The following is an 18897-nucleotide window of genomic DNA, read 5'->3' on the forward strand; positions in this document are numbered from 1 at the left end:
CTGACGGGTTTCCGCCGGCCGCTGACAGTTTGTTAACGCGCGAGTAACTTCGGCCACACCCCGGTTGACCTGCGAAGAGCTGAATCTCCGCGCCGGAGGCCGTCACACGGGGCATGGTTACCGACACGATGGAAGAGACCGAGTTCGCCGAGCTGACCGAGCAGCACCGGCGGGAGCTGCGGGTGCACTGCTACCGGTTCCTGGGGTCGCTCGACGAGGCCGAGGACCTGGTGCAGGAGACGTTCCTGCGCGCGTGGCGCGGGCGCGCGGGGTACGCCGGGCGCGCGAGCGTGCGGGCTTGGCTGTACAAGATCGCGACCAACGCGTGCCTCGACTTCCTGGAGCGCGCGCCGCGGGTGGTCCCGGTCGTCGACTTGCCGACCGCGTCCGGTTCGCGCCTGGCACCCCGCCCCGCGGCGGCGGTCCCGTGGTTGCAGCCGGCACCGGACGACGTTCTCGAGGCCGCCATCTCGCGCGAGACGGTCGAGCTGGCATTCCTCGCGGCGGTCCAGTACCTCTCGCCGCGGCAACGCGCGGTCTTGATCCTTCGCGACGTCGTCGGCTGGTCGGCGAAGGAGACAGCGACGGCGTTGTCGACAACCCCGGCTTCGGTGAGCAGCTCGCTTCAGCGGGCGCGGGCGGAGTTGAAGGAGCAGCTGCCTTCGCGGCGTACGGAGTGGCGTGTGTCTTCGAGCAGCGAAGAGCGCGAAGTGGTCTCGCGGTACATCGCAGCTCTGACAACGGCGGACGACGCGGCGATCGCGGCGGTGATCAGCGAGGACATCCGCTGCAGCCACCAGCCGGGCGCGGGCGGCCACGAGGGTCCGGAGCCGACTTGGTACAGCGGCCGGGAGACGGTCCTCGAAGGCTGGGCGCCGGTGTTGCACGGGTCGCGGTCGATGGAGCTGCGGATGCTGCCGGTCCAGGCGAACGGCGGCCCAGCGGTGGCGACGTACCTTCGGGTGGAGGGCGAGTTCCGGGCGTTCGGGCTCAACGCGCTGCGGGTCGTCGAAGGGCGGGTAGCCGAGGTGACGACCTTTGCGCCGACGGTATTCGGGGCATTTGGGTTGGCGGCAGTGTTGCCGGCGGAGAGGTAGGGGGCGCGGCTTGCGGGGGCGCGCGGCTCGCCGGCGCCCCGGCGGGCGCGCCAGCCTGCCTGCGTGCTGCCGGAGGAAGCATGGGCGGCACCGGCGGGCGCGCGAGCTGCCCGCTGTGCCGCCCGAGGAGGCGTAGGCGCTGGGTCGTCAGGCCGTCTTGTGGTCCGCCGCCGTTCCGCATACGCAGCCGCGGTCGGTTGCTTTGCCGGCCGCCGTTGCCGCGCAGTAGCGGCGGGCTATCGCGTCGTGCGTGCCCAGCGGGTGGGGGCAGCTCGGGCACTGCGTGCCGGAGCGGGGTGGCTCCGGGGCCGTCATGTCGCCACCCGGGGCTTTCGCAGCGGTTCGCTCGCCTCGTGGAGGTGCTGCAGCACGTACCCGTACGAGCGCGCCCAGCCGCATTGGGCGTACGAAATTCCGCGTCCGGTGCAGAACTCGCGGACGATCACCTGCGCGTGCCTGAGGTTCGGCCGGGCCATGCTCGGGAACAGGTGGTGCTCGATCTGGTAGTTCAGCCCGCCGAGCGCGAAGTCGACGATCCGGCCGCCGCGGATGTTGCGCGAGGTCAGCACTTGCTTGCGCAGGAAGTCGAGCTTGTGGCCGGTCGCGAGCATCTCCATGCCCTTGTGGTTGGGCGCGAACGAACAACCCATGTACAGGCCCCACAGGAACTGGTGCACCAGGATGAAGATGATCCCGGTCAGCGGCGACAGCACGACGAACACCGCGGCGAGGTAAGCCACCAGGTGCGCGATCAGCAGCGCGGACTCCAGCTTGCGACGTCGAAGGTCCTTGCGCAGCACCGCTTTCACGCTCGACACGTGCAGGTTCAGGCCTTCGAGCAGCAACAGCGGGAAGAACAGGAACGCCTGGTACTTCGCCACCCAGCGCAGGAAACCCCGCTTGCGCGAGCTCTGCGCCTTGCTGAACGCGAGCGCGGCGATGTCGACGTCCGGGTCCTCGTCCTCGTGGTTGGGGTTCGCGTGGTGCCGCGCGTGCGTCGCGATCCACCAGCCGTAGCTCAGCCCGGTCAGTCCACCGTGGACGATCCCGGTCACGTCGTTCGCCCGGCGGCCGCGGAAGATCTGCTTGTGCCCGGCGTCGTGGCCGATGAACGACAGCTGCGCGAACATCATCGCGAAGAAGGCCGCGAGGAACAGCTGCCACCACGAGTCGCCGAGGTAGGCGAACGCGACCCAGCCGCCGCCGAACGCGGCGAGGTTTAGCCCGATGCGGACCGCGTAATAACGCCGTCGCCGGCGGAGGAGTCCCGCGTCCTTGATGAGCCGGGACAGCTCGGCGAAATCACTGCCGTGCGACGTTTCCGGTGCCTGAAGCGAAGTCATGGCCGCCGTTCTGGGTCAGCTGAAATGCTTGTCCAGCAACGGCTTCCGGCACTGGCGGGCCGGACCGATCCCGAATAAGGGCGCTTGGGCCTGACCGCGGGTTTGCTCCGCGGCATGCCCCCAGCGTGACATCCCCGGCGCTGGATGACAATTCCCCGCGGGTCACCGAAGAGGTGTACAGTCGGCCACATCGGGATGACAGTGACGTACCACACACCCGTGACTTCCGGTTGGCGCACGCCGGCCGGGGACAGGAGCTGAACCGGCTTCCGAAACCCGTTGGTCTCGCAGCCATGCCGGCCGATTGGCCGGCGAGCAGCCGCCCGCAGTCGCGCAGAGCGACGCCCGGGGCGCCCACCAGGGCTGCCGCAACGAGTTTCGCGCCCGGCTCCTGTCGTCAGGTGGTTCGTCGGCGAGCCGAGGTCCGGCGTCACCGCGCTTCGGCTCGCCGGCGAACCGCTTCTAGGAAAGACCCCATGAAGAGAGCAGCCCGAAGAGCTGTTCGCGCTCGGACGCCGTCAGCAGCCGGCTCGGCGGCCGGACGTCCGGGCGGCACAGGCCGAGCTGGCCGAGCGCGTCCTTGACCACGCTGACGTTGTTCGCGTTCCCGTTCGCGGCGCGCAGCTCCTCGAACGGCCGGATTCGCTCCCAGACCGTCATCGCCGCTGGATAGTCCCCTGTGGACAGTGCGTGGAACATCTCCAGCGAGATCGCCGGGTCGACGTTCACCAGGCCCGACGTGAACCCGGTCGCGCCGACGGCGAAGTAGCCCGGCGCCGAGAGTTCGGCCAGGCCGGCGATCCACACGAACCGCTCGAAGCCGGCGTCGCGCGCGACCGAGCCGAAGCGCACGGGGTCCGGCACCGCGTACTTCACGCCGAGGACGTTCGGCGCCGCCTCGCCCAACGCCCGCAGTTGTTCGCCGCCGATCGCCGGGTTGCGGACGTAGAGCACCACCCCGAGTTCGGGTACCGCCGCCGCGATCGCGGCGTGGTAGTCGACCCAGCCGTCGCCGGAGATGTAGGGGTGAACGGGCTGGTGGATCATGATCATGTCGGCGCCGGCCTCCCGCGCGTGCGCGGCGGCCCGCGTCGCCGAGGTGACGTCGTGGCCGATCCCGGCGAGCACGCTGGCCCGGCCGGCCACGGCTTCGACGGTGACCTCCAGGCACTGCCGGGCTTCCGCCGCGTCGAGCGCGTAGAACTCGCCGGTGTTCCCGTTCGGCGTCACGACCTCGATGCCGCCGGTGACCAGCCGGTCGACGAGTTTCGCGTACGTCGGCCCGTCGACGGCGCCCTCGGCGTCGAACGGCGTGACCGGGATGGCCACGACCCCGGAAAGCCGCCGCCTCTGCTGCTCGAACGTCATCGGGTTCCCTTCGTCTCGGTGCTGTGCTCACCCGGGAGGCCGCACGCGACCCGGTCGAGGAAATCCGTGATGTGCCGCCGCAGCAGGTGTTCGGCCTGCCGGGCGTTCCCGCTCTCGGCGGCGGCCAGGATCGCCCGGTGCTCGGCCGCCTCGCCCTGCCACGTCGGGCTGATGCCCCAGCCGGTGACGGTGATCAGCGCGGCCTGGTCGCGCAGGCCGTCGAGGACCTCGACCAGCAGCGGGTTCCCGCACCCGGCGTAGAGCGCGCGGTGGAAAAGCCGGTTGGTCAGACTGGCCTTCGCGCGGTCGGCGGCGTCCGCGCCGGTCTCGACGCCGGCCAGCACCTGCCGCGCGTCGCCGAAGTCCGCACCGTGCTCGACAGCGCGTCGGACGGCCTCGGGCTCGAGGAGCGCGCGCAGGTCGTACACCGCGTGCGCGCTCTCGGCGTCCATGACCCGGACCGAGGCCCCCTTGTAAGTGCTCATCGTGACCAAACCGGAACCGGCGAGGATCCGCAGTGCTTCGCGCACCGGCGTCTTCGACACCCCCAGCAGGGCGCCGACCTCGGCCTCGACGAGCGTTTCGCCCGGCCCGAACTCCCCGCTCAAGATCGCTTCTTTGATCGCGTCGCGCACGAAATCAGTGCGCGAGACGGGCGGCGGCGGCCTCCTGGCCGAAGAAGTGCTCGCCACTGGCATGTCCGATCTGATATACGATGCGACATACAATATTATCACGGACCCAGGGAGCAGCCATGCAGCGTCGCACCGGCTTCCGATTCCGACGAGTGCTGCTGGCGGCGAGCCTCGCCGCCGGACTGGCGGCCTGTGGCGCGCCCGGCGGCGACGGCGGCCAGGCGGCGAATCCCTCGGCCGTGCCGGACAAGCCGAGCAAGCCCGTCGACCTGAACATCCTCGACGTCGCCGGCAACCTGCAGCTCACCAAGCAGATGATCGAGAACTTCAAGGCCGCACACCCGGAAGTGCTCTCGAAGGTCACGTACTCGACGGCGCCCGCCCCGAGCATGGCGGGCAAGCTGAAGGCCGAGCAGGACGGCGGCGTCGCCCAGACACACCTCGTCCTCAGCGGCACGGACGGCCTGTCCGCCGGCATCGCGAACGGCACCCTGGCGAAGGTGCTCCCGGACTTCGCCGGCCGGTTCCCGAACCTCATGCAGAACTACCTCGAGCCCGCGGCCAAGATGCAGGAACTCGCCAACGGCTACGGCGTCGAGGTCGTCTACTACCCGTCCGGTCCGCTGCTGGAGTTCAACCCATCCGCGGTCGCTCAGGCACCAGCATCGCCGCAGGAACTGCTCGACTGGGCCAAGGCGCACCCGGAGAAGTTCCAGTACGCCCAGCCCTCGAACTCCGGCCCGGGCCGCACGTTCCTGATGGGCCTGCCGTACCTGCTCGGCGACAAGGACCCGAAGGACCCGGACAAGGGCTGGGACAAGACCTGGGCGTTCCTGCAGGAGCTGGGCAAGTACGTGAAGTACTACCCGTCCGGCACCACCGAGACCATGAAGAACCTCGCGTCCGGTTCGGTGGACATGATCACGTCGACGACCGGCTGGGACATCAACCCGCGCAAGCTCGGCACGGTGCCCAACACGGTCAAGACCGCGATCATGCAGCCGATGCACTGGGTCACCGACGCCCAGTACGCCCTGATCCCGAAGGGTCTCTCGCCCGACCAGGAGTCGGCGATCCTGCAGCTGATCGCGTGGATGCTGAAGCCGGACCAGCAGGCGATCGCCTACGACGACGGCTACTTCTATCCCGGACCGGCGGTCAAGGACGTCACCCTGCAGATGGCGCCGCAGAAGAGCCAGGACACGATCAAGCAGTTCGGGCGCCCGGAGTACGAGCAGTGGATCGCGCAGTACCCCAAGGAGACCTCGCTGCCGGCCGAGCAGCAGGTCAAGGCGTTCGACAAGTGGAACCAGCTGGTCGGCGGCTCGAAGGTCGGCAAGAAGTGACGTTCGGGCAGCTGCGGCTGGACGGCGTCTCGCGCAGCTTCGGCACCGCGAACGCCCTGAGCGGCCTCGACCTCGCCATCGCGCGCGGCGAGTTCGTGGCCCTGCTGGGCCCGTCCGGCTGCGGCAAGTCGACCGCGCTGAACTGCCTCGCCGGCCTGCTGCCCCTGACGGGCGGCAGCATCTGGCTCGACGACACCCGCATCGACGGGCAGCCCCCGGAGCAGCGCGGGTTCGGGATGGTCTTCCAGAACTACGCGCTGTTCCCGCACATGTCGGTCCGCGCCAACGTCGGCTTCGGCCTCAAGATGCGCAAGGTCGCCCGCGCCGACGCCCGCCGACGCGTCGACGAGGCGTTGCGCCTGGTCCAGCTCACCGACCACGCGGCGAAGTTCCCCGCGCAGCTGTCCGGCGGGCAGCAGCAACGTGTCGCCATCGCTCGGGCCGTGGTGCTCGAGCCACCGGTGGTCCTGATGGACGAGCCACTGTCCAACCTGGACGCCAAGCTCCGCCTCGAGATGCGGATGGAGATCCGCCGCCTTCACCAGACGCTCGGCTTGACCACGGTGTACGTCACCCACGACCAGGAGGAGGCCCTGTCACTGGCCGACCGCCTGGTGGTGCTCCGCGACGGCGCGGTCCAGCAGATCGGTACTCCGGAAGAGGTCTACGCCCAGCCGGTCAACAGTTATGTCGCCTCCTTCATGGGTTATCGCAATCTCCTGGACGTGACGGTCACCGGAGCCGCCGGCACCTCGGTGACCGTGGAGGGCGCGGGAGTCCGCCTCACGGGCCGCGGCTCGCTCGCCCAAGGCCCGGCCAAGGTGGCGATCCGCCCGGAGGACTTCGTCGTCGGCGACGGCACCGAGAACGCCCTCGACGTCACGGTCGAGATCGTCGAGTACCACGGCCGCGAGCTGTCGGTCTCGGCCCGGCTCGAGAACGGGACGCCGGTGTACTTCCGGACCGACAAGCGCCTCGCCCCCGGCGACACGACGCGGATCGGCGTCCCGGCCGAGCGCGTCCTGGTGTTCGAGCCGTGACGGCCGTCGCGAGTGCCCGCCCGGCACTGCGCCACCGCCTGGCCGAACGCGGCATCGACCGCACCCTGTTCCTCCTGGTGCCCGGCCTGCTGGTCACCGCCTGCCTGTTCCTGTACCCCTTCCTGTACGGCCTCCAGTTGTCGTTCGCCCCGCGCCGGGGCGGCGTCTTCGCCAACTACGCGCGCTTCTTCGGCGATCCCTACCTGCGCGACACCATCTGGACGACGCTCGGCATCGCACTGCCCGCGACGTTCATCAACGTGCTCGCCAGCATCCCGATCGCGTACGTGATGCGCGGCCGCGTCCGCGGCAAGCGCCTCCTGACCACGATCCTCGTCGTGCCGATCACGCTCGGCACGGTGCTCACCGCGCAAGGCCTGATCATGTACGGCGGCCCGGCGGGCTGGCTGAACAAGGTGCTCACCGTCCTCGGCGTCACCGACCAGCCGCTCCCGCTGATCCACAACTACACCGGCGTGCTGCTCTCCCTGGTGATCACCGGTTTCCCGTTCTCCTTCCTGCTGACGTTGTCCTACCTCTCGGGCATCGACCCCTCCCTGGAGAAGGCGGCCGCGACGCTCGGCGCGAACTGGGTCCAGCGCTTCCACCGGATCACGCTGCCCCTGCTGGCTCCCGGCTTGGCGATCACCTTCTGCCTTTCGTTCGTCATGGCGTTCTCGGTCTTCCCGAGCGCGCAACTCGTCGGCGACCCCGCGAACGAGACCCGCGTCATCTCGATCGCGGCCTACCACGCCGCGTTCGAGGAGTACGACTACTCGATGGGCTCGGCCGTCGCGATGCTCATGGCGGTGGTCATGCTGATCGTGATCGGCCTGGTCATGGCGTGGCGCGGCACGCTGTACCGCGGAGCGACCGGAGGCAAGGGATGACCGGCTGGGTCGCGCGTCCCGGACGTTGGGTCGTCTGGACCGTCGTCGCGTTCTTCTTCGTCAACCTCGCCGGCGTCGTGCTCTCGGTGGTCGTCGACTCCTTCGGTGTGCAGTGGTTCGGCACGTGGCTGCCGGACGGCTTCACCACCCACTGGTACGCCGACGCCTGGCGCGAGTTCGGCCTTTCCGACGTCCTCCTCACCACGGCGATCGTCGCCCTGGTCGTGATCGCCGTGTCGGTGGCGGTCGGCGTCCCGGCCGCCTACGCGCTGGCCCGCCGCACGTTCCCCGGCAAGCGCCTGGTGATGCTGCTGTTCGTGCTGCCGATCCTGATCCCTCCCATCACCTACGGCATCCCGCTGGCCACCGTGCTCTACAAGTTCCACCTGGCCGGCACGATCACCGGCGTCATCCTGGCCAACCTCGTGCCGTCGGTGCCGTTCGTCGTGCTGACCATGACGCCGTTCATCGAGCAGATCGACCCGAAGATCGAAGCCGCCGCGCGCATGTCCGGCGCGCGCACGGTCTCGGTGTTCACCCGGATCCTGGGCCCGCTGCTGCTACCGGGGATCCTGGCCGCCTCGATCCTCGTGCTGGTCCGGACGGTCGGCATGTTCGAGCTGACGTTCCTCACCGCCGGCCCGGACTCGACGACCCTCGTCGTGGCGCTCTACAACTCCGTGTTCGCCGCGGGCATCCGCGCCAACCAGTCGGTCGACGCCATGGCGACCATCTACACCGCCTCCATGCTCGTGCTCCTCCTCGTTGCGTTGCGGTTCGTGAACCCGACCCAGCTCGTCACGCGGATCCGGGAGGAGGCCTAGCCCGTTCGCTCATGCGTTCGACTCTACCGCGAAAAGTCGAACACCTGATCGACACGATCGAGCGAACTCGCAGGTCTTGCGCCTCCCCCGAGGGGAGCTGCCACTCTTGCGGCATGCGGTATTCGATCGGCGAACTCGCCCACCAGACCGGGCTGACGGTGAAAGCTGTCCGGTTCTACTCGGATCGCGGCCTCGTGCCGCCGTCCGGGCGCAACACCGCGGGCCAGCGCCGTTACGACGACGCCGCGCTGGCCCGGCTCGACGTCATCCGGATCCTCCGCGACCTCGATGTCGACCTCGCCACGATCCGGCGGGTGATCGACGGGGAGACCACCGTCGCGGAGGTGGCGGCGGAGCACGCCGCGGCGGTGGAGGTGCAGATCGGCGTGCTGCGCCGGCGAAGGGAAGTGCTGAACGCGGTGGCGGACCGTGGCTCGTGCCCCGGAGAAGGGGGTCTCCCGCACCAGCGGGCCCTGCTGTCCGAAGTGGAGCGGCGCTGCCTGATCGGCGACTTCCTCGCCGATGCGTTGGGTGATCGTCCCGAGCTGGCGGGGATCGCCCAGACTCTGACCCCGGACCTGCCCGAGGACCCCAGCCCCGAACAAGCCGAGGCGTGGCTCGAGCTGGCCGCGCTGATGCGGGACACGGAGTTCCGCGCGAACCTGCGCCGGCTCGCGGACGGTCACGAAGGCGGGTTGCGTCGTGACCTGGCGGCCGAGGTGCGGGACGCCGTCACCCCGGCCGTCGCGGCCGGGATCGTGCCGAAGTCCCCGGCGGCGAAGGCGATCGTCGACGGGTTGGGGCGCGATCCCGGCGAGCTCTGGAAGTGGCTCGGCGTCGTCAACGATCCGCGCCGCGAGCGCTATATGGAGCTATTGGGGGTGATCAACGGCTGGGCGGCACCGGAAAGCCTGGGTCCCGCTTTCGACTGGCTGGCCGAGGCCATGGCGGCCTGACCGCCTCCAGGACCGATGCCAGCGCGTCCTCCACCGGTCGGGCGTCCACTCGGCTTCCGTCGCGCAACCGGACGGAAAGCTGCCTGGCGGCGACCTCCTGCGGGCCGATGACGGCCTGGAACGGCACGAGCCGACCGTCCCGGATCCGCGCGCCGAGGCTGCCCTCGGACGCGATCTCGACCCGCAGGTCGTCGCAACTGTCCACAAGCGACTGCGCGTACGGCAGCTCCGCGGCGGACAACGGCAGCAACCGCAGCTGCACCGGCGCCAGCCAGGCCGGGAACGCGCCGCCGTGGACCTCGACGAGTTGCGCCACCGCGCGTTCGACGCTGCCGATGATGCTGCGGTGGACCATGACCGGCCGGTGCTTGGCGGCGTCCGCGCCGACGTACTCGAGGCCGAACTGCTCGGGCTGGTGGAAGTCGACCTGGACGGTGGACAGGGTCGATTCGCGGCCCGCGCTGTCGGCGATCTGGACGTCGATCTTGGGGCCGTAGAAGGCGGCTTCGCCCTCGACGGCGTCGTAAGGGAGGCCGTCGAGGACCGACCGCAGGATGGCCACGGCGGCGTCCCAGTTCCCGGGCACGTACTTCCCACCGGGGCCGGGCAGGGAAAGACGGTAACGCGCGGGGCGGATGCCGAGAGCGTCGTAGGCCTGGCGGATCAGCGCCAGCGCGGCGGCGGCCTCGGCTTCGACCTGGTCGAGGGTGCAGAAGACGTGGGCGTCGTTGAGCTGGATCGCGCGTACCCGGTTCAGGCCGCCGAGCGCGCCGGAGAGTTCACTGCGGAACATGCCGCCGAGCTCGGCGATCCGCAGCGGCAATTCGCGATAGCTGCGGCCGCGGGACCGGTAGATCAGCGCGTGGTGCGGGCAGAGGCTCGGCCGCAGCACGAGCTGCTCGCCGCCGACGTCCATCGGCGGGTACATGTCGTCGCGGTAGTGCGCCCAGTGCCCGGAAACTTCGTAGAGTTCCCGTTTCCCGAGCACCGGTGAATGGACGTGCCGGTAGCCGGCGCGGCGTTCGAGGTCGTGGACGTACTGCTCGAGGCTGTGCCGGACGGCGGCGCCGTCGGGCAGCCAGTACGGCAGGCCGGCACCGATGAGCGGGTCGGTGCCGAACAGGCCGAGTTCGCGGCCGAGCTTGCGGTGGTCGTGCATCGTGGACTCCCTCGTGGACGGCGAGGCGGAGGACCACAAGACGAAAGCCCGGGGCGACCGCCCCGGGCTTTCGTGAGCATGGATCAGCGCGCCGGGACACTTTCCGGCGTCGTCGTGTTCGCTACGCGCTGCATGAATTCGACGTTAGCAGGATCGTCCAGCCGTTATTCCGGCACGAGCCGGAAGGTGTCGAAGTCCGGCTTGCCGGCGGGGCGCAGCACGAGCACGGTGACGCCCGCGGCGGTGTGCCGGCTTTCGACGTGCTCGAACTTCTTCGGCACCACTCCGTCCGGGAACAGCCGCCGTCCCTTGCCCAGCACGACCGGGTACAGCCAGAGCCGGTACTCGTCGACGAGGTCGTGCGCGATCAACGTCTGGAGCAGCTCCCCACTGCCGTGGACCTGGATTTCGTCACCCGGCCGGGACTTCAGATCACGGGCGAACTCGACGACGTCGCCGTCCACGATCGACGTCCCCGACCACGGAGAGCTCTGGAGAGTTCGCGAAACCACGTGCTTGGGCAGGCCGTTGAGCCGCGAGGCCAGCGGATCGGCGGGGTCGGTGACCTTCGGCCAGTGCGCGGCGAAGATGTCGTGCGTCCGGCGGCCGAGCAGGAACGCGCCCGCCCGGGCGATCCACTCCTCGGCGAGGGCCGCCATGCTCTCCTCGTAGAACGGCGTCACCCAGCCGCCGACGTCGAACCCGCCGGACGTGTCCTCGTCGACGCCGCCCGGGCCCTGGTAGACGCCGTCCAGGCTCAGGAACGTCGTGGCGATCAGCTTGCTCATGGTGCCTCCTCGGATGCCTTGTACCAGTACGTCACGCGGGGAGGCGCCGGATCGACATCAGGACGCCAGGAACAGCTCCAGCTGCTCGACGACGAACGCGTGGTCGTCGGCCTGCGGGAGGCCGGACACGCCCACCGTCCCGACCGGACCGACGCCGCGGACGAGCACCGGGAACACGCCGCCGTGGGCCGCGTACTCGTCCGGGTCCAGGCGCGAGTCCGCCTCGAACGAGCCGCCCTTCGCCCGGAACTGGGTTCCCACGTGGAACGAGCTGTGGCCGTAGCGGTCGACGACCCGGCTCTTGCGGTCGATCCACGCGTCGTTGTCGGCCGACGTGCCGGGCAGGGCCGCGTGGAAGAGGCGCTGGCCGCCCCGGCGGACCGAGATCGTCACCGGCAGCCCGCGCTCGCGCGCCGCGGCCAGCAGCTGGGCGCCGAGGGCCAGCGCCGTCTCGTTGTCGAACTTCGTGAACTGGAGACGTTCTTCCTGGTCAGCGAGCTGGGTGAGGAGATCGGCTTCGGTCATCCATCCATTAAATCAACACTGTTGTTTAATTGCCAGTGAACTCGGTCAGGGACAGCACGTTGCCGTCCGGATCGCGGAACCAGGCGATCAGCCCGCCGGGCGTGGTCCAGATTTGTCGGTGTCCTGTGGCAGCGTGTCGAACGTGAGGAACTCCACGCCCCGGTCGCGCAGGCCGGCCACCGCGACGCGGATGTCGGCGACCGCCCAGCCGAGCACCGTGAACGGCTGGGGCGTGAACTCGGCCACGGCGGTGACGCGAAGCGTGGTCGCGCCACTGCGGAAGACGCACGCGAAGGGGGTCTGCTCGATGAACTCGAGCCCGGCGACATCCGTGTAGAAGGCACGTGAACGGTCCAGGTCGGTCGACGGTGCGAAGGCGACCAGTTCCGCTGAGTCGAGCATGGCTCCACCTCTCTCTCGGCGGCGAAGCTACCTGGTTCGCCGACGTGGGCAAACCTCGTGCGAGGAGGCAGGCATGGGCCGCATCCGGCGGCGCACGGTGCTCGGCGGCGCGGCCGCGGCCACCGTCGCCGGCTCGCTGACGGCCTCGTGCGCCGCCCCGCCGCGGAAAGGGACGATCGAAGACGTCCGCCACGTCGTGGTGCTCATGCAGGAGAACCGGTCGTTCGACCACTACTACGGCACCATGGCCGGCGTACGCGGCTTCGGCGACCGCGCGGCGCTGCGGGACGTCTTCCGCCAGCGCGGCAAGGGCGCGCCGGTGCTGCCGTTCCGGGTGGACACGTCCGTTGTGGACGGCCAGGACCTCGGCGAGCTGCCGCACGACTGGAACAGCACGCACCGCGCATGGAACGGCGGCGCGTACGACGCCTGGGTCGCCGCGAAGAGCCCCATGACGATGGGGTACTTCACGCGCGACGACATCCCGTTCCAGCGCGCGCTGGCGAGCGCGTTCACCCTGTGCGACCACTACTTCTGCTCGATCCAGGGCCCGACGCAGCCGAACCGGCTGTTCCACTGGACCGGCACGATCGACCCCGACGGCGTCGCGGGCGGCCCGGTCACGCACAACTTCCCGGACTACGAGCCGTCGTTCCGCTGGACGACCTACCCCGAGCGGCTCGAGTCCGCCGGGATCACGTGGCGGATCTACGCGAACGACGAGGAGCGCGGCGTCCCCGAGCACTTCGTCGGCGACTACGGCGACAACCCGCTGTGGCTGTTCCAGAACTTCCACGACGCGCTGTACTCGATGGACCCCGTGAAGCAGCGGCTGGCCGAGCGCGCGAACCTGCGCACTAAGCTGCTGCCGGACTCGGGAAAGGGCAAGGAGCTCGACCACGTGCTGGCCGAGTTCCTGTCGGACTGCGCCGCCGGGGCGCTGCCCGCGGTGTCGTGGGTCGTGGCGCCCTACGGCTACTGCGAGCACCCCGCCGCCCGCCCGGTCGACGGCGCCGCCTACATCCAGCGGATGCTGAAAGCGTTGTGGGACAAACCTTCGCTGTGGGAATCGACCGTCGTCTTCATCAACTACGACGAAAACGACGGCTTCTTCGACCACGTCGTCCCGCCGACGCCGCCACCCGGGACCCCCGGCGAGTACCTGCCGGGGAACCGGCCGGAGAGGGGCGGGGCGTCCGGCGCGCCGTTGCCGATCGGGCTGGGGCCGCGCGTGCCGATGACCGTCGTGTCGCCGTGGAGCCGCGGCGGCTGGGTGAACTCGCAGGTCTTCGACCACACGTCGGTGCTGCGCTTCCTCGAGACGTGGACCGGGGTGCGCGAGCCGAACATCTCGGCCTGGCGCCGCGCCATCTGCGGCGACCTGACCAGCTGTTTCGACTTCCGCACGCACGACACGACGATCCCGCTGCTGCCGGACGCGGACGCGTTGCGCGCCGAAGCCGACCGGACGCAGCCCCGGCTGCCGAAGCCCGGGCTGGGGCCGGGGGCGCTGGTGCAGGACCCCGGCACGGCGAAGGCGCGTCCGCTGCCGTACCAGCCGGTCGCCTGGGTCACGGCCGGGCCGGGCGCGCTGCGGCTGCACCTGGCCAACCACGGCACGCACGCGCTGCAGTTGGCCGCGTACGCCTACCACGCGGGCGGAGCGTCCCAACGCTTCGACGTCGGCCCGACCAGCGAGCTGACCGGCGAAATCCCGTACGCCGAGTCTTACGACATCGCCGTTCACGGCCCGAACGGCTTCGTCGTCGAGGCCTCCGGCAAAGCGGGCCTCGACGCCTCCGTGACGTTCACGTCGGCGCCCGCGCTGCGCGTCACGGTGACCAACAGCGGGCCGGCGCCGGTCACGCTGAACGACGTCACGATCGCACCGAAAACCTCGCACGACTACCCGGTGCCGGCGAAGAACGGCTGGTACGACGTCGTTTTCGAGACGCCGGGGTGGCGCCGCCGCTTCGCCGGCCACCTGGAGGACGGGAGGCCGTCGAGGACGGGGCCTTAACGCAGGGCGTCCAGGGCGAACGCGGCGAGCATCGCGACGCCGTTCGGCATCGCGTCCTCGTCGAAGAGCACGCGGTTGGAGTGGTTCGCCGCCGCTTCGGCCGGGTCGACGCCGGGCGGGCACGCGCCCAGGAACGCGTACGCGCCCTGGACACGTTGCAGGACATAGGAAAAGTCTTCGGCGCCCATCAGCGGGTCGGCGAGCAGCTCGACGTTCTCCGAGCCGAGCACCTCCGCGCCGAGCCGCAGGACCTCGGCGGCGACGCGGTCGTCGTTCACCGTCACGGGGTAGCCGGGCTCGACGTCGGCGACCACGCGGCAGCCGTACGCCGCGCCGACCTGCTCGCACACCTGGTACAGCTCGTCGCGGACCAGCGCGCGCGTCTGCTCGGACAGCGTGCGGATCGTGCCCTCGAGCTCGGCGGTCTCCGGGATGATGTTGGTCGTCGTGCCGGCCTGGATCCGGGTCACCGAGAGCACGGCGGGGTCGAACACGCTGACCCGGCGTGTGATCATCGTGTGCAGCGCCCCGACCATCGCCGCGGCGGCGGGCACCGGGTCGATCGTGTGCTGCGGCGCCGAGCCGTGGCCGCCCTTGCCGGTGACGCGCACGTGGAACGAGTCCGCCGACGCCATCAGCGGGCCCGGCCGCACCTGCAGCAGCCCGCTGCGCGCGTTGGCCAGGATGTGCACGCCGAACGCGCGCTCGACCCGCGTCCCGGCGGCGTCGAGCACGCCCTCGTGGATCATGAAGCGGGCGCCGTGGTGGCCCTCCTCGCCCGGCTGGAACATGAACACGACCGAGCCGGCCAGCTGGTCCTTGCGCTCGGCGAGCAGCCGGGCCGCCGACGCGAGCATCGCGACGTGCGTGTCGTGCCCGCACGCGTGCATCGACTCGGCGTCCTCGGACGCGAAGTCGAGGCCGGTCTCCTCGGTGAGCGGCAGCGCGTCCATGTCCCCGCGCAGCAGCACCGCGGGGCCGGGCTTCCCACCGCGCAGGACGGCCGTCAGCGACGTCGTGGCCTTGCCTTCGGTGATCTCCAGCGGCAGGTCGGCGAGCGCTTCTTTGATCGCCGCCTGGGTGCGCGGCAGGTGGAGCCCCTGCTCCGGGTGGCGGTGGACGACGCGCCGGAGCGCGACCGTGCGGTCCTGCAGCGCCCGCGCGTCGTCGAGGAGGCCGGCGAACGGCGTGCCGGGCAGGGTGGGCAGGTCAGTGGGGCCGGTCATGGTCCCGATAGTGCCCCATGCGGCGCTTCGGGCGCACCGTGCGTGCGTTCGGTCGAGCGGCGGAATACGGTGTGCGCATGGCGGTGGATGAGCCGGTCACGGGCTTCGCGGTAGCCGTGGTCCGGGAAGACGGTCGGTGGCGGTGCAGTGCGCTCGACCCGGGGGCGCTGACCGAGCTGGACGCGGCGATCACTGAACTGGGCAAACTACGTTCCACCGGCGCGAGCTTCGGGCTGCTGGCGGTCGACGACGAGTTCTTCGTCATCGTCCGCCCGAGCCCGCGGGGGCCGTCGTTGCTGCTCTCGGACGCGGCGGCGGCGCTGGACTACGACATCGCGGCGGACGTCCTCGACGTCCTGCGCGTCGATCCCCCGGACGAGGAGGACGACTCCGTCTGGCCCGAGGGCGACCTGGCGATCCTCGCGGATCTCGGGCTGCCCGGGCCGGAGCTGGAGGTCATCGTCGGCGAGGTCGACCTCTACCCGGACGAGCAGCTGCAGATGGTCGCGCAGCGGTGCGGGTTCGCCAGTGAGTTCGGCAAGCTCTTGGACGAGCTCTGAGACGGCTGTCCGACACCGAGGCCGTGGAGGCCGCGCTGGAGGCAGCGCGGGCTCCGGGCGCGGACGTGCCGATCGGCGCGGTCGTGTTCGGCCCGGACGGCACGCCCCTGGCGGCGGCGCGCAACGCGCGCGTCGAGCTGGGCGACCCGACGGCGCACGCGGAGATCCTCGCGTTGCGCGCGGCGGCGTCCGTGGTCGGCGACGGCTGGCGTCTCGAGGGCTGCACGCTGGCGGTGACGCTGGAGCCGTGCACGATGTGCGCGGGCGCCCTGGTGCTGGCCCGCATCGCCCGGCTGGTGTTCGGGGCGTGGGAGCCGAAGACGGGCGCGGTGGGCTCGCTGTGGGACGTCGTGCGTGACCGCCGTCTCAACCACCGGCCCGAGGTGCACGGAGGCGTGCTTTCGGCGGAGTGCGCGGCGGTCTTGGAGACGTACTTCGCTACGCGTCGCTGATTTTTGGGTACTCCTCCGGTATGACGATGAAGCACAAGATCCAGCAGGCAGTGGGTAGTGCTCGCGAGAAGGCCGGCGAAGTGACCGGCAACCGCCGTCTGGAGTCATCGGGCCGAGCCCAGAGGCGCTCGGCCCAGTTCCGCGCGGCGGTCGACGACGTCCGCGTGCGGGCAGGTCGGGCGGTGCGGGAAGCGCAGGTCAGGCTCCGGTCGGGGCGGCGTATCGACCCCTCGTGAGGTCGGGGGCGGCCCTCGGGTATTGTTCTCGGCGGTGGCGTGTCCGAGCGGCCGAAGGAGCACGACTCGAAATCGTGTGACGGTTAATCCCGTCCGTGGGTTCAAATCCCACCGCCACCGCTCTCGAACCGCCCGGTGACCCTCAGGTCGCCGGGCGGTTCTGCGTTGCGCGGAGCTTGACTTGAAGAGGGCTTGAAGTGTGAGCGTGGTCGGTACCAGCTGATCACCAAGGAGCGCACCATGAAGGTCCTCGTCACCGGAGCCACCGGCAACACCGGCCGGCACGTCGTCAACGGTCTGCGAGCCCACGGCGTCGACGTCAGAGCCCTCGTGAGGGACCTAGCCAAAGCACCCAGCGGGGAAGTCGTCCAGGGCGACATCACCGACCCCGCCGAAGCCGCCGATGGGGTGGATGCCGTTTACCTCGTCTGGCCTTTCTACTCCTCCGAAGGAATCGACAAAGCCCTAAAACCCTTCAGAGGCAAGAAAATCGTCTACGTCTCATCGGCAGCCGCCGAAGACGGTGGGTTCTGGAGCGAAGTCGAAGAAACCGTCGCGAAAGTCACCGATGACTGGACCTTCCTCCGCATCACCGGTCTCGCCACCAACACCCTCGGCTGGATAGAACAGGCCAAGACCGGCAAGGTCAGGGCTCCCTACGGCCAAGCCAAACGATCCCTCGTCCACGAAAAGGACGTCGCCGACATGGCGATCAAAGCCTTTACCGAAGACCACGCCAAGCAGATCTACCTCGTGACCGGACCGGACGCCCTGAGCCAGGAAACCCAAGTGAAGATCATCGGGCAGGCGATGGGAAAGCCCGTCCGCTGGGAAGAGCAACCCGAGCAAGAAGCGATAACGCAACTGGGCGAAGAATTCGCGAAGAGCGCCCTGCCCTATTGGGCCTCGCTCGTCGACAACCCCGAACCCGTCTCGCTCGACGTCCCCAAGGTCACCGGCCACCCCGCGCGGTCCTTCGAAGAATGGGCCCGCGAACGGTTCAGCTGAGCTCGACCACCGGCGCCGTCAGGGGTTCCAGCTCCGCGGCCAACGCGGACAACGACGCCAACTTCAAAGAAATCGCACGGACCACCGCTGTGCACGTCGAACTGACCGTGCTCACCACCTCGGCCGAACGGTCGCCCGCCAGGACCGCCGTCACCGACGCCGCGGCCGCCGCTGCCAGTTCGCACACCTGCGCCGCCGTCGAAACCGCCAGCGTGTCCAATTCCGACGCGATCCGGGCGCCCAACGCGGCCGTCTCCGCGGCCGCGCGGGCGGCGGCCGTGTACTGACCGTCCACTGTGTCCGCCCAAATGCCGAACGTCTCCGCGCTGCCGCCCGTCTCCGCGTGCTCCACTCCCGCTCGGAACTCCGCCGACGCCGACGTCACCAGCAACGCCCCCGAGTCGACCGTCGCGGCGGATGCGCTGATCGATGGTGGTGCGCAGTCCAGGTGGCGCAGGGCCGCGACCGGGTCCGGGGCGCCGATGCGGCCCGCCGCCGCGCGCAGCGACGCCAGCGACGATGCCGCCGCCGTCAGCGCCGGGTGCTCGAACACCGGAGACGTCACGGCGCCACCGCGATGCGGCCGCGGAAGCCGGTGCTGCGGGTGCTCTCCGCCGTCATGCGCAGGCGGCCGGCCAGGTCGGACGTCGCGTCGCCGAGGACGCGCGCGTCGGCTTCGCGGGCCGCCAAGGCCGCCGACCAGCGGGCCGCCAGCTCGCGGGCCTGCGCCGAGATGCCGAACGGCGTCGAGTCGACGCGGGCCTCGGCGAACCTCCCCGCTGCCTTGTCGTCGGCGGCCGTCGCCTGGTCCAGCAGGTCGGCGGCCGCGCGCAGCCGGTCACTGTCGATCCGCGAGCCTCTGCCTTCCGGCATGGGGACCTCCGTCGTCAAGGGCGCTCACCCGATCGTGGAAGATCTTGCCTCATGGCTCCGAGCCGCCCCGCATCGCGGTGACCTGCGGCGTTGAACAGTGTTCCACCAAGTGGACGTCTTGACCGCGACTCGGGAAGAACGCGACCATT

At 70.1% G+C, this 18897-nt stretch carries 22 protein-coding genes and 1 tRNA gene; 12 read left to right on the top strand and 11 right to left on the bottom strand.

All coding sequences use genetic code 11. The features are described from left to right. Positions 1–113 precede the first annotated feature (113 nt). Positions 114–1097 (top strand): RNA polymerase subunit sigma-70, encoded by a 984-nt coding sequence (locus tag BLV96_RS19540; protein WP_086677252.1) that lies wholly within the window; start codon positions 114–116, stop codon positions 1095–1097. 147 nt (positions 1098–1244) lie between these two features. On the opposite strand, the gene BLV96_RS50325 is transcribed toward BLV96_RS19540, so the two are convergent. The 4 genes from BLV96_RS50325 to BLV96_RS19560 form a co-directional block, all read right to left on the bottom strand. Continuing rightward, positions 1245–1496 (bottom strand): RGCVC family protein, encoded by a 252-nt coding sequence (locus BLV96_RS50325; protein ID WP_341866094.1) that lies wholly within the window; start codon positions 1494–1496, stop codon positions 1245–1247. Then, on the bottom strand, positions 1409–2440 hold the full coding sequence (locus BLV96_RS19550; RefSeq protein WP_086677254.1) for a fatty acid desaturase family protein: 1032 nt from the start codon (positions 2438–2440) through the stop codon (positions 1409–1411). The genes BLV96_RS50325 and BLV96_RS19550 overlap by 88 nt, the downstream gene beginning before the upstream one ends. A 462-nt stretch (positions 2441–2902) precedes the next feature. Then, positions 2903–3808, bottom strand: coding sequence for a dihydrodipicolinate synthase family protein (locus tag BLV96_RS19555; protein WP_086677255.1), 906 nt, complete (start codon positions 3806–3808; stop codon positions 2903–2905). Beyond that, positions 3805–4500 (bottom strand): GntR family transcriptional regulator, encoded by a 696-nt coding sequence (locus tag BLV96_RS19560; protein WP_086677256.1) that lies wholly within the window; start codon positions 4498–4500, stop codon positions 3805–3807. The genes BLV96_RS19555 and BLV96_RS19560 overlap by 4 nt, the downstream gene beginning before the upstream one ends. Before the next feature lie 62 nt (positions 4501–4562). On the opposite strand from BLV96_RS19560, the gene BLV96_RS19565 reads away from it, so the two are divergent. From BLV96_RS19565 to BLV96_RS19585, 5 genes are all read left to right on the top strand, one after another. After that, complete coding sequence (locus BLV96_RS19565) at positions 4563–5789, top strand: extracellular solute-binding protein (RefSeq protein ID WP_208608270.1); 1227 nt, start codon at positions 4563–4565, stop codon at positions 5787–5789. Continuing rightward, a complete protein-coding gene (locus BLV96_RS19570; RefSeq protein WP_086677258.1) occupies positions 5786–6829 on the top strand; it encodes an ABC transporter ATP-binding protein in 1044 nt (347 codons plus the stop codon). The genes BLV96_RS19565 and BLV96_RS19570 overlap by 4 nt, the downstream gene beginning before the upstream one ends. Continuing rightward, positions 6826–7719: an ABC transporter permease gene (locus BLV96_RS19575; RefSeq protein WP_086677259.1), complete on the top strand. Its 894-nt coding sequence runs from the start codon at positions 6826–6828 to the stop codon at positions 7717–7719. The genes BLV96_RS19570 and BLV96_RS19575 overlap by 4 nt, the downstream gene beginning before the upstream one ends. Further along, complete coding sequence (locus BLV96_RS19580) at positions 7716–8543, top strand: ABC transporter permease (protein ID WP_086677260.1); 828 nt, start codon at positions 7716–7718, stop codon at positions 8541–8543. Before BLV96_RS19575 ends, BLV96_RS19580 begins: the two co-directional genes overlap by 4 nt. A 113-nt stretch (positions 8544–8656) precedes the next feature. After that, on the top strand, positions 8657–9499 hold the full coding sequence (locus tag BLV96_RS19585) for a MerR family transcriptional regulator (RefSeq protein WP_086677261.1): 843 nt from the start codon (positions 8657–8659) through the stop codon (positions 9497–9499). On the opposite strand, the gene thrS is transcribed toward BLV96_RS19585, so the two are convergent. The 4 genes from thrS to BLV96_RS19605 all read right to left on the bottom strand — a co-directional run bounded on the left by thrS (position 9429) and on the right by BLV96_RS19605 (position 12373). Continuing rightward, a complete protein-coding gene (gene thrS / locus BLV96_RS19590; protein ID WP_279627544.1) occupies positions 9429–10697 on the bottom strand; it encodes a threonine--tRNA ligase in 1269 nt (422 codons plus the stop codon). The two genes, BLV96_RS19585 and thrS, sit on opposite strands and share 71 nt — an antisense overlap. 125 nt (positions 10698–10822) lie before the next feature. Further along, the gene (locus BLV96_RS19595; protein WP_086677263.1) at positions 10823–11446 is read right to left on the bottom strand and encodes a dihydrofolate reductase family protein; all 624 of its coding nucleotides are present in this window, start codon (positions 11444–11446) and stop codon (positions 10823–10825) included. 57 nt (positions 11447–11503) lie between these two features. Then, on the bottom strand, positions 11504–11971 hold the full coding sequence (locus BLV96_RS19600) for a heme-degrading domain-containing protein (protein WP_086677264.1): 468 nt from the start codon (positions 11969–11971) through the stop codon (positions 11504–11506). Positions 11972–12058: 87 nt separating this feature from the next. After that, positions 12059–12373 (bottom strand): VOC family protein, encoded by a 315-nt coding sequence (locus BLV96_RS19605; RefSeq protein WP_244180323.1) that lies wholly within the window; start codon positions 12371–12373, stop codon positions 12059–12061. Positions 12374–12446: 73 nt separating this feature from the next. On the opposite strand from BLV96_RS19605, the gene BLV96_RS19610 reads away from it, so the two are divergent. Then, on the top strand, positions 12447–14393 hold the full coding sequence (locus BLV96_RS19610) for a phosphocholine-specific phospholipase C (protein WP_086677265.1): 1947 nt from the start codon (positions 12447–12449) through the stop codon (positions 14391–14393). On the opposite strand, the gene BLV96_RS19615 is transcribed toward BLV96_RS19610, so the two are convergent. Next, a complete protein-coding gene (locus BLV96_RS19615; RefSeq protein ID WP_086677266.1) occupies positions 14390–15619 on the bottom strand; it encodes a M20 metallopeptidase family protein in 1230 nt (409 codons plus the stop codon). The two genes, BLV96_RS19610 and BLV96_RS19615, sit on opposite strands and share 4 nt — an antisense overlap. Positions 15620–15696: 77 nt before the next feature. On the opposite strand from BLV96_RS19615, the gene BLV96_RS19620 reads away from it, so the two are divergent. The 5 genes from BLV96_RS19620 to BLV96_RS19640 all read left to right on the top strand — a co-directional run bounded on the left by BLV96_RS19620 (position 15697) and on the right by BLV96_RS19640 (position 17875). After that, the gene (locus BLV96_RS19620; RefSeq protein ID WP_208608271.1) at positions 15697–16179 is read left to right on the top strand and encodes a tRNA adenosine deaminase-associated protein; all 483 of its coding nucleotides are present in this window, start codon (positions 15697–15699) and stop codon (positions 16177–16179) included. 23 nt (positions 16180–16202) lie between these two features. Further along, positions 16203–16631, top strand: a complete 429-nt coding sequence (locus tag BLV96_RS19625) for a nucleoside deaminase (RefSeq protein ID WP_086677270.1) — start codon at positions 16203–16205, stop codon at positions 16629–16631. Positions 16632–16657: 26 nt separating this feature from the next. Beyond that, positions 16658–16867: a CsbD family protein gene (locus tag BLV96_RS19630; RefSeq protein WP_244180325.1), complete on the top strand. Its 210-nt coding sequence runs from the start codon at positions 16658–16660 to the stop codon at positions 16865–16867. Positions 16868–16900: 33 nt separating this feature from the next. Then, a tRNA-Ser gene (locus tag BLV96_RS19635) sits at positions 16901–16987 on the top strand. A gap of 120 nt (positions 16988–17107) precedes the next feature. Next, entirely contained in the window at positions 17108–17875 is a 768-nt protein-coding gene (locus BLV96_RS19640; protein WP_086677274.1) for an SDR family oxidoreductase, read from the top strand. Here the strand turns inward: BLV96_RS19640 and BLV96_RS19645 are convergent. After that, entirely contained in the window at positions 17868–18440 is a 573-nt protein-coding gene (locus BLV96_RS19645) for a hypothetical protein (RefSeq protein WP_086677276.1), read from the bottom strand. The two genes, BLV96_RS19640 and BLV96_RS19645, sit on opposite strands and share 8 nt — an antisense overlap. Next, positions 18437–18748 carry a hypothetical protein gene (locus BLV96_RS19650; protein ID WP_244180327.1) on the bottom strand — a complete coding sequence of 104 codons (312 nt, stop codon included), beginning with the start codon at positions 18746–18748 and terminating at the stop codon, positions 18437–18439. The genes BLV96_RS19645 and BLV96_RS19650 overlap by 4 nt, the downstream gene beginning before the upstream one ends. Between the last annotated feature and the right edge of the window lie 149 nt (positions 18749–18897).

Source organism: Amycolatopsis pretoriensis (genome assembly GCF_900107925.1).
GTDB lineage: Bacteria > Actinomycetota > Actinomycetes > Mycobacteriales > Pseudonocardiaceae > Amycolatopsis > Amycolatopsis pretoriensis.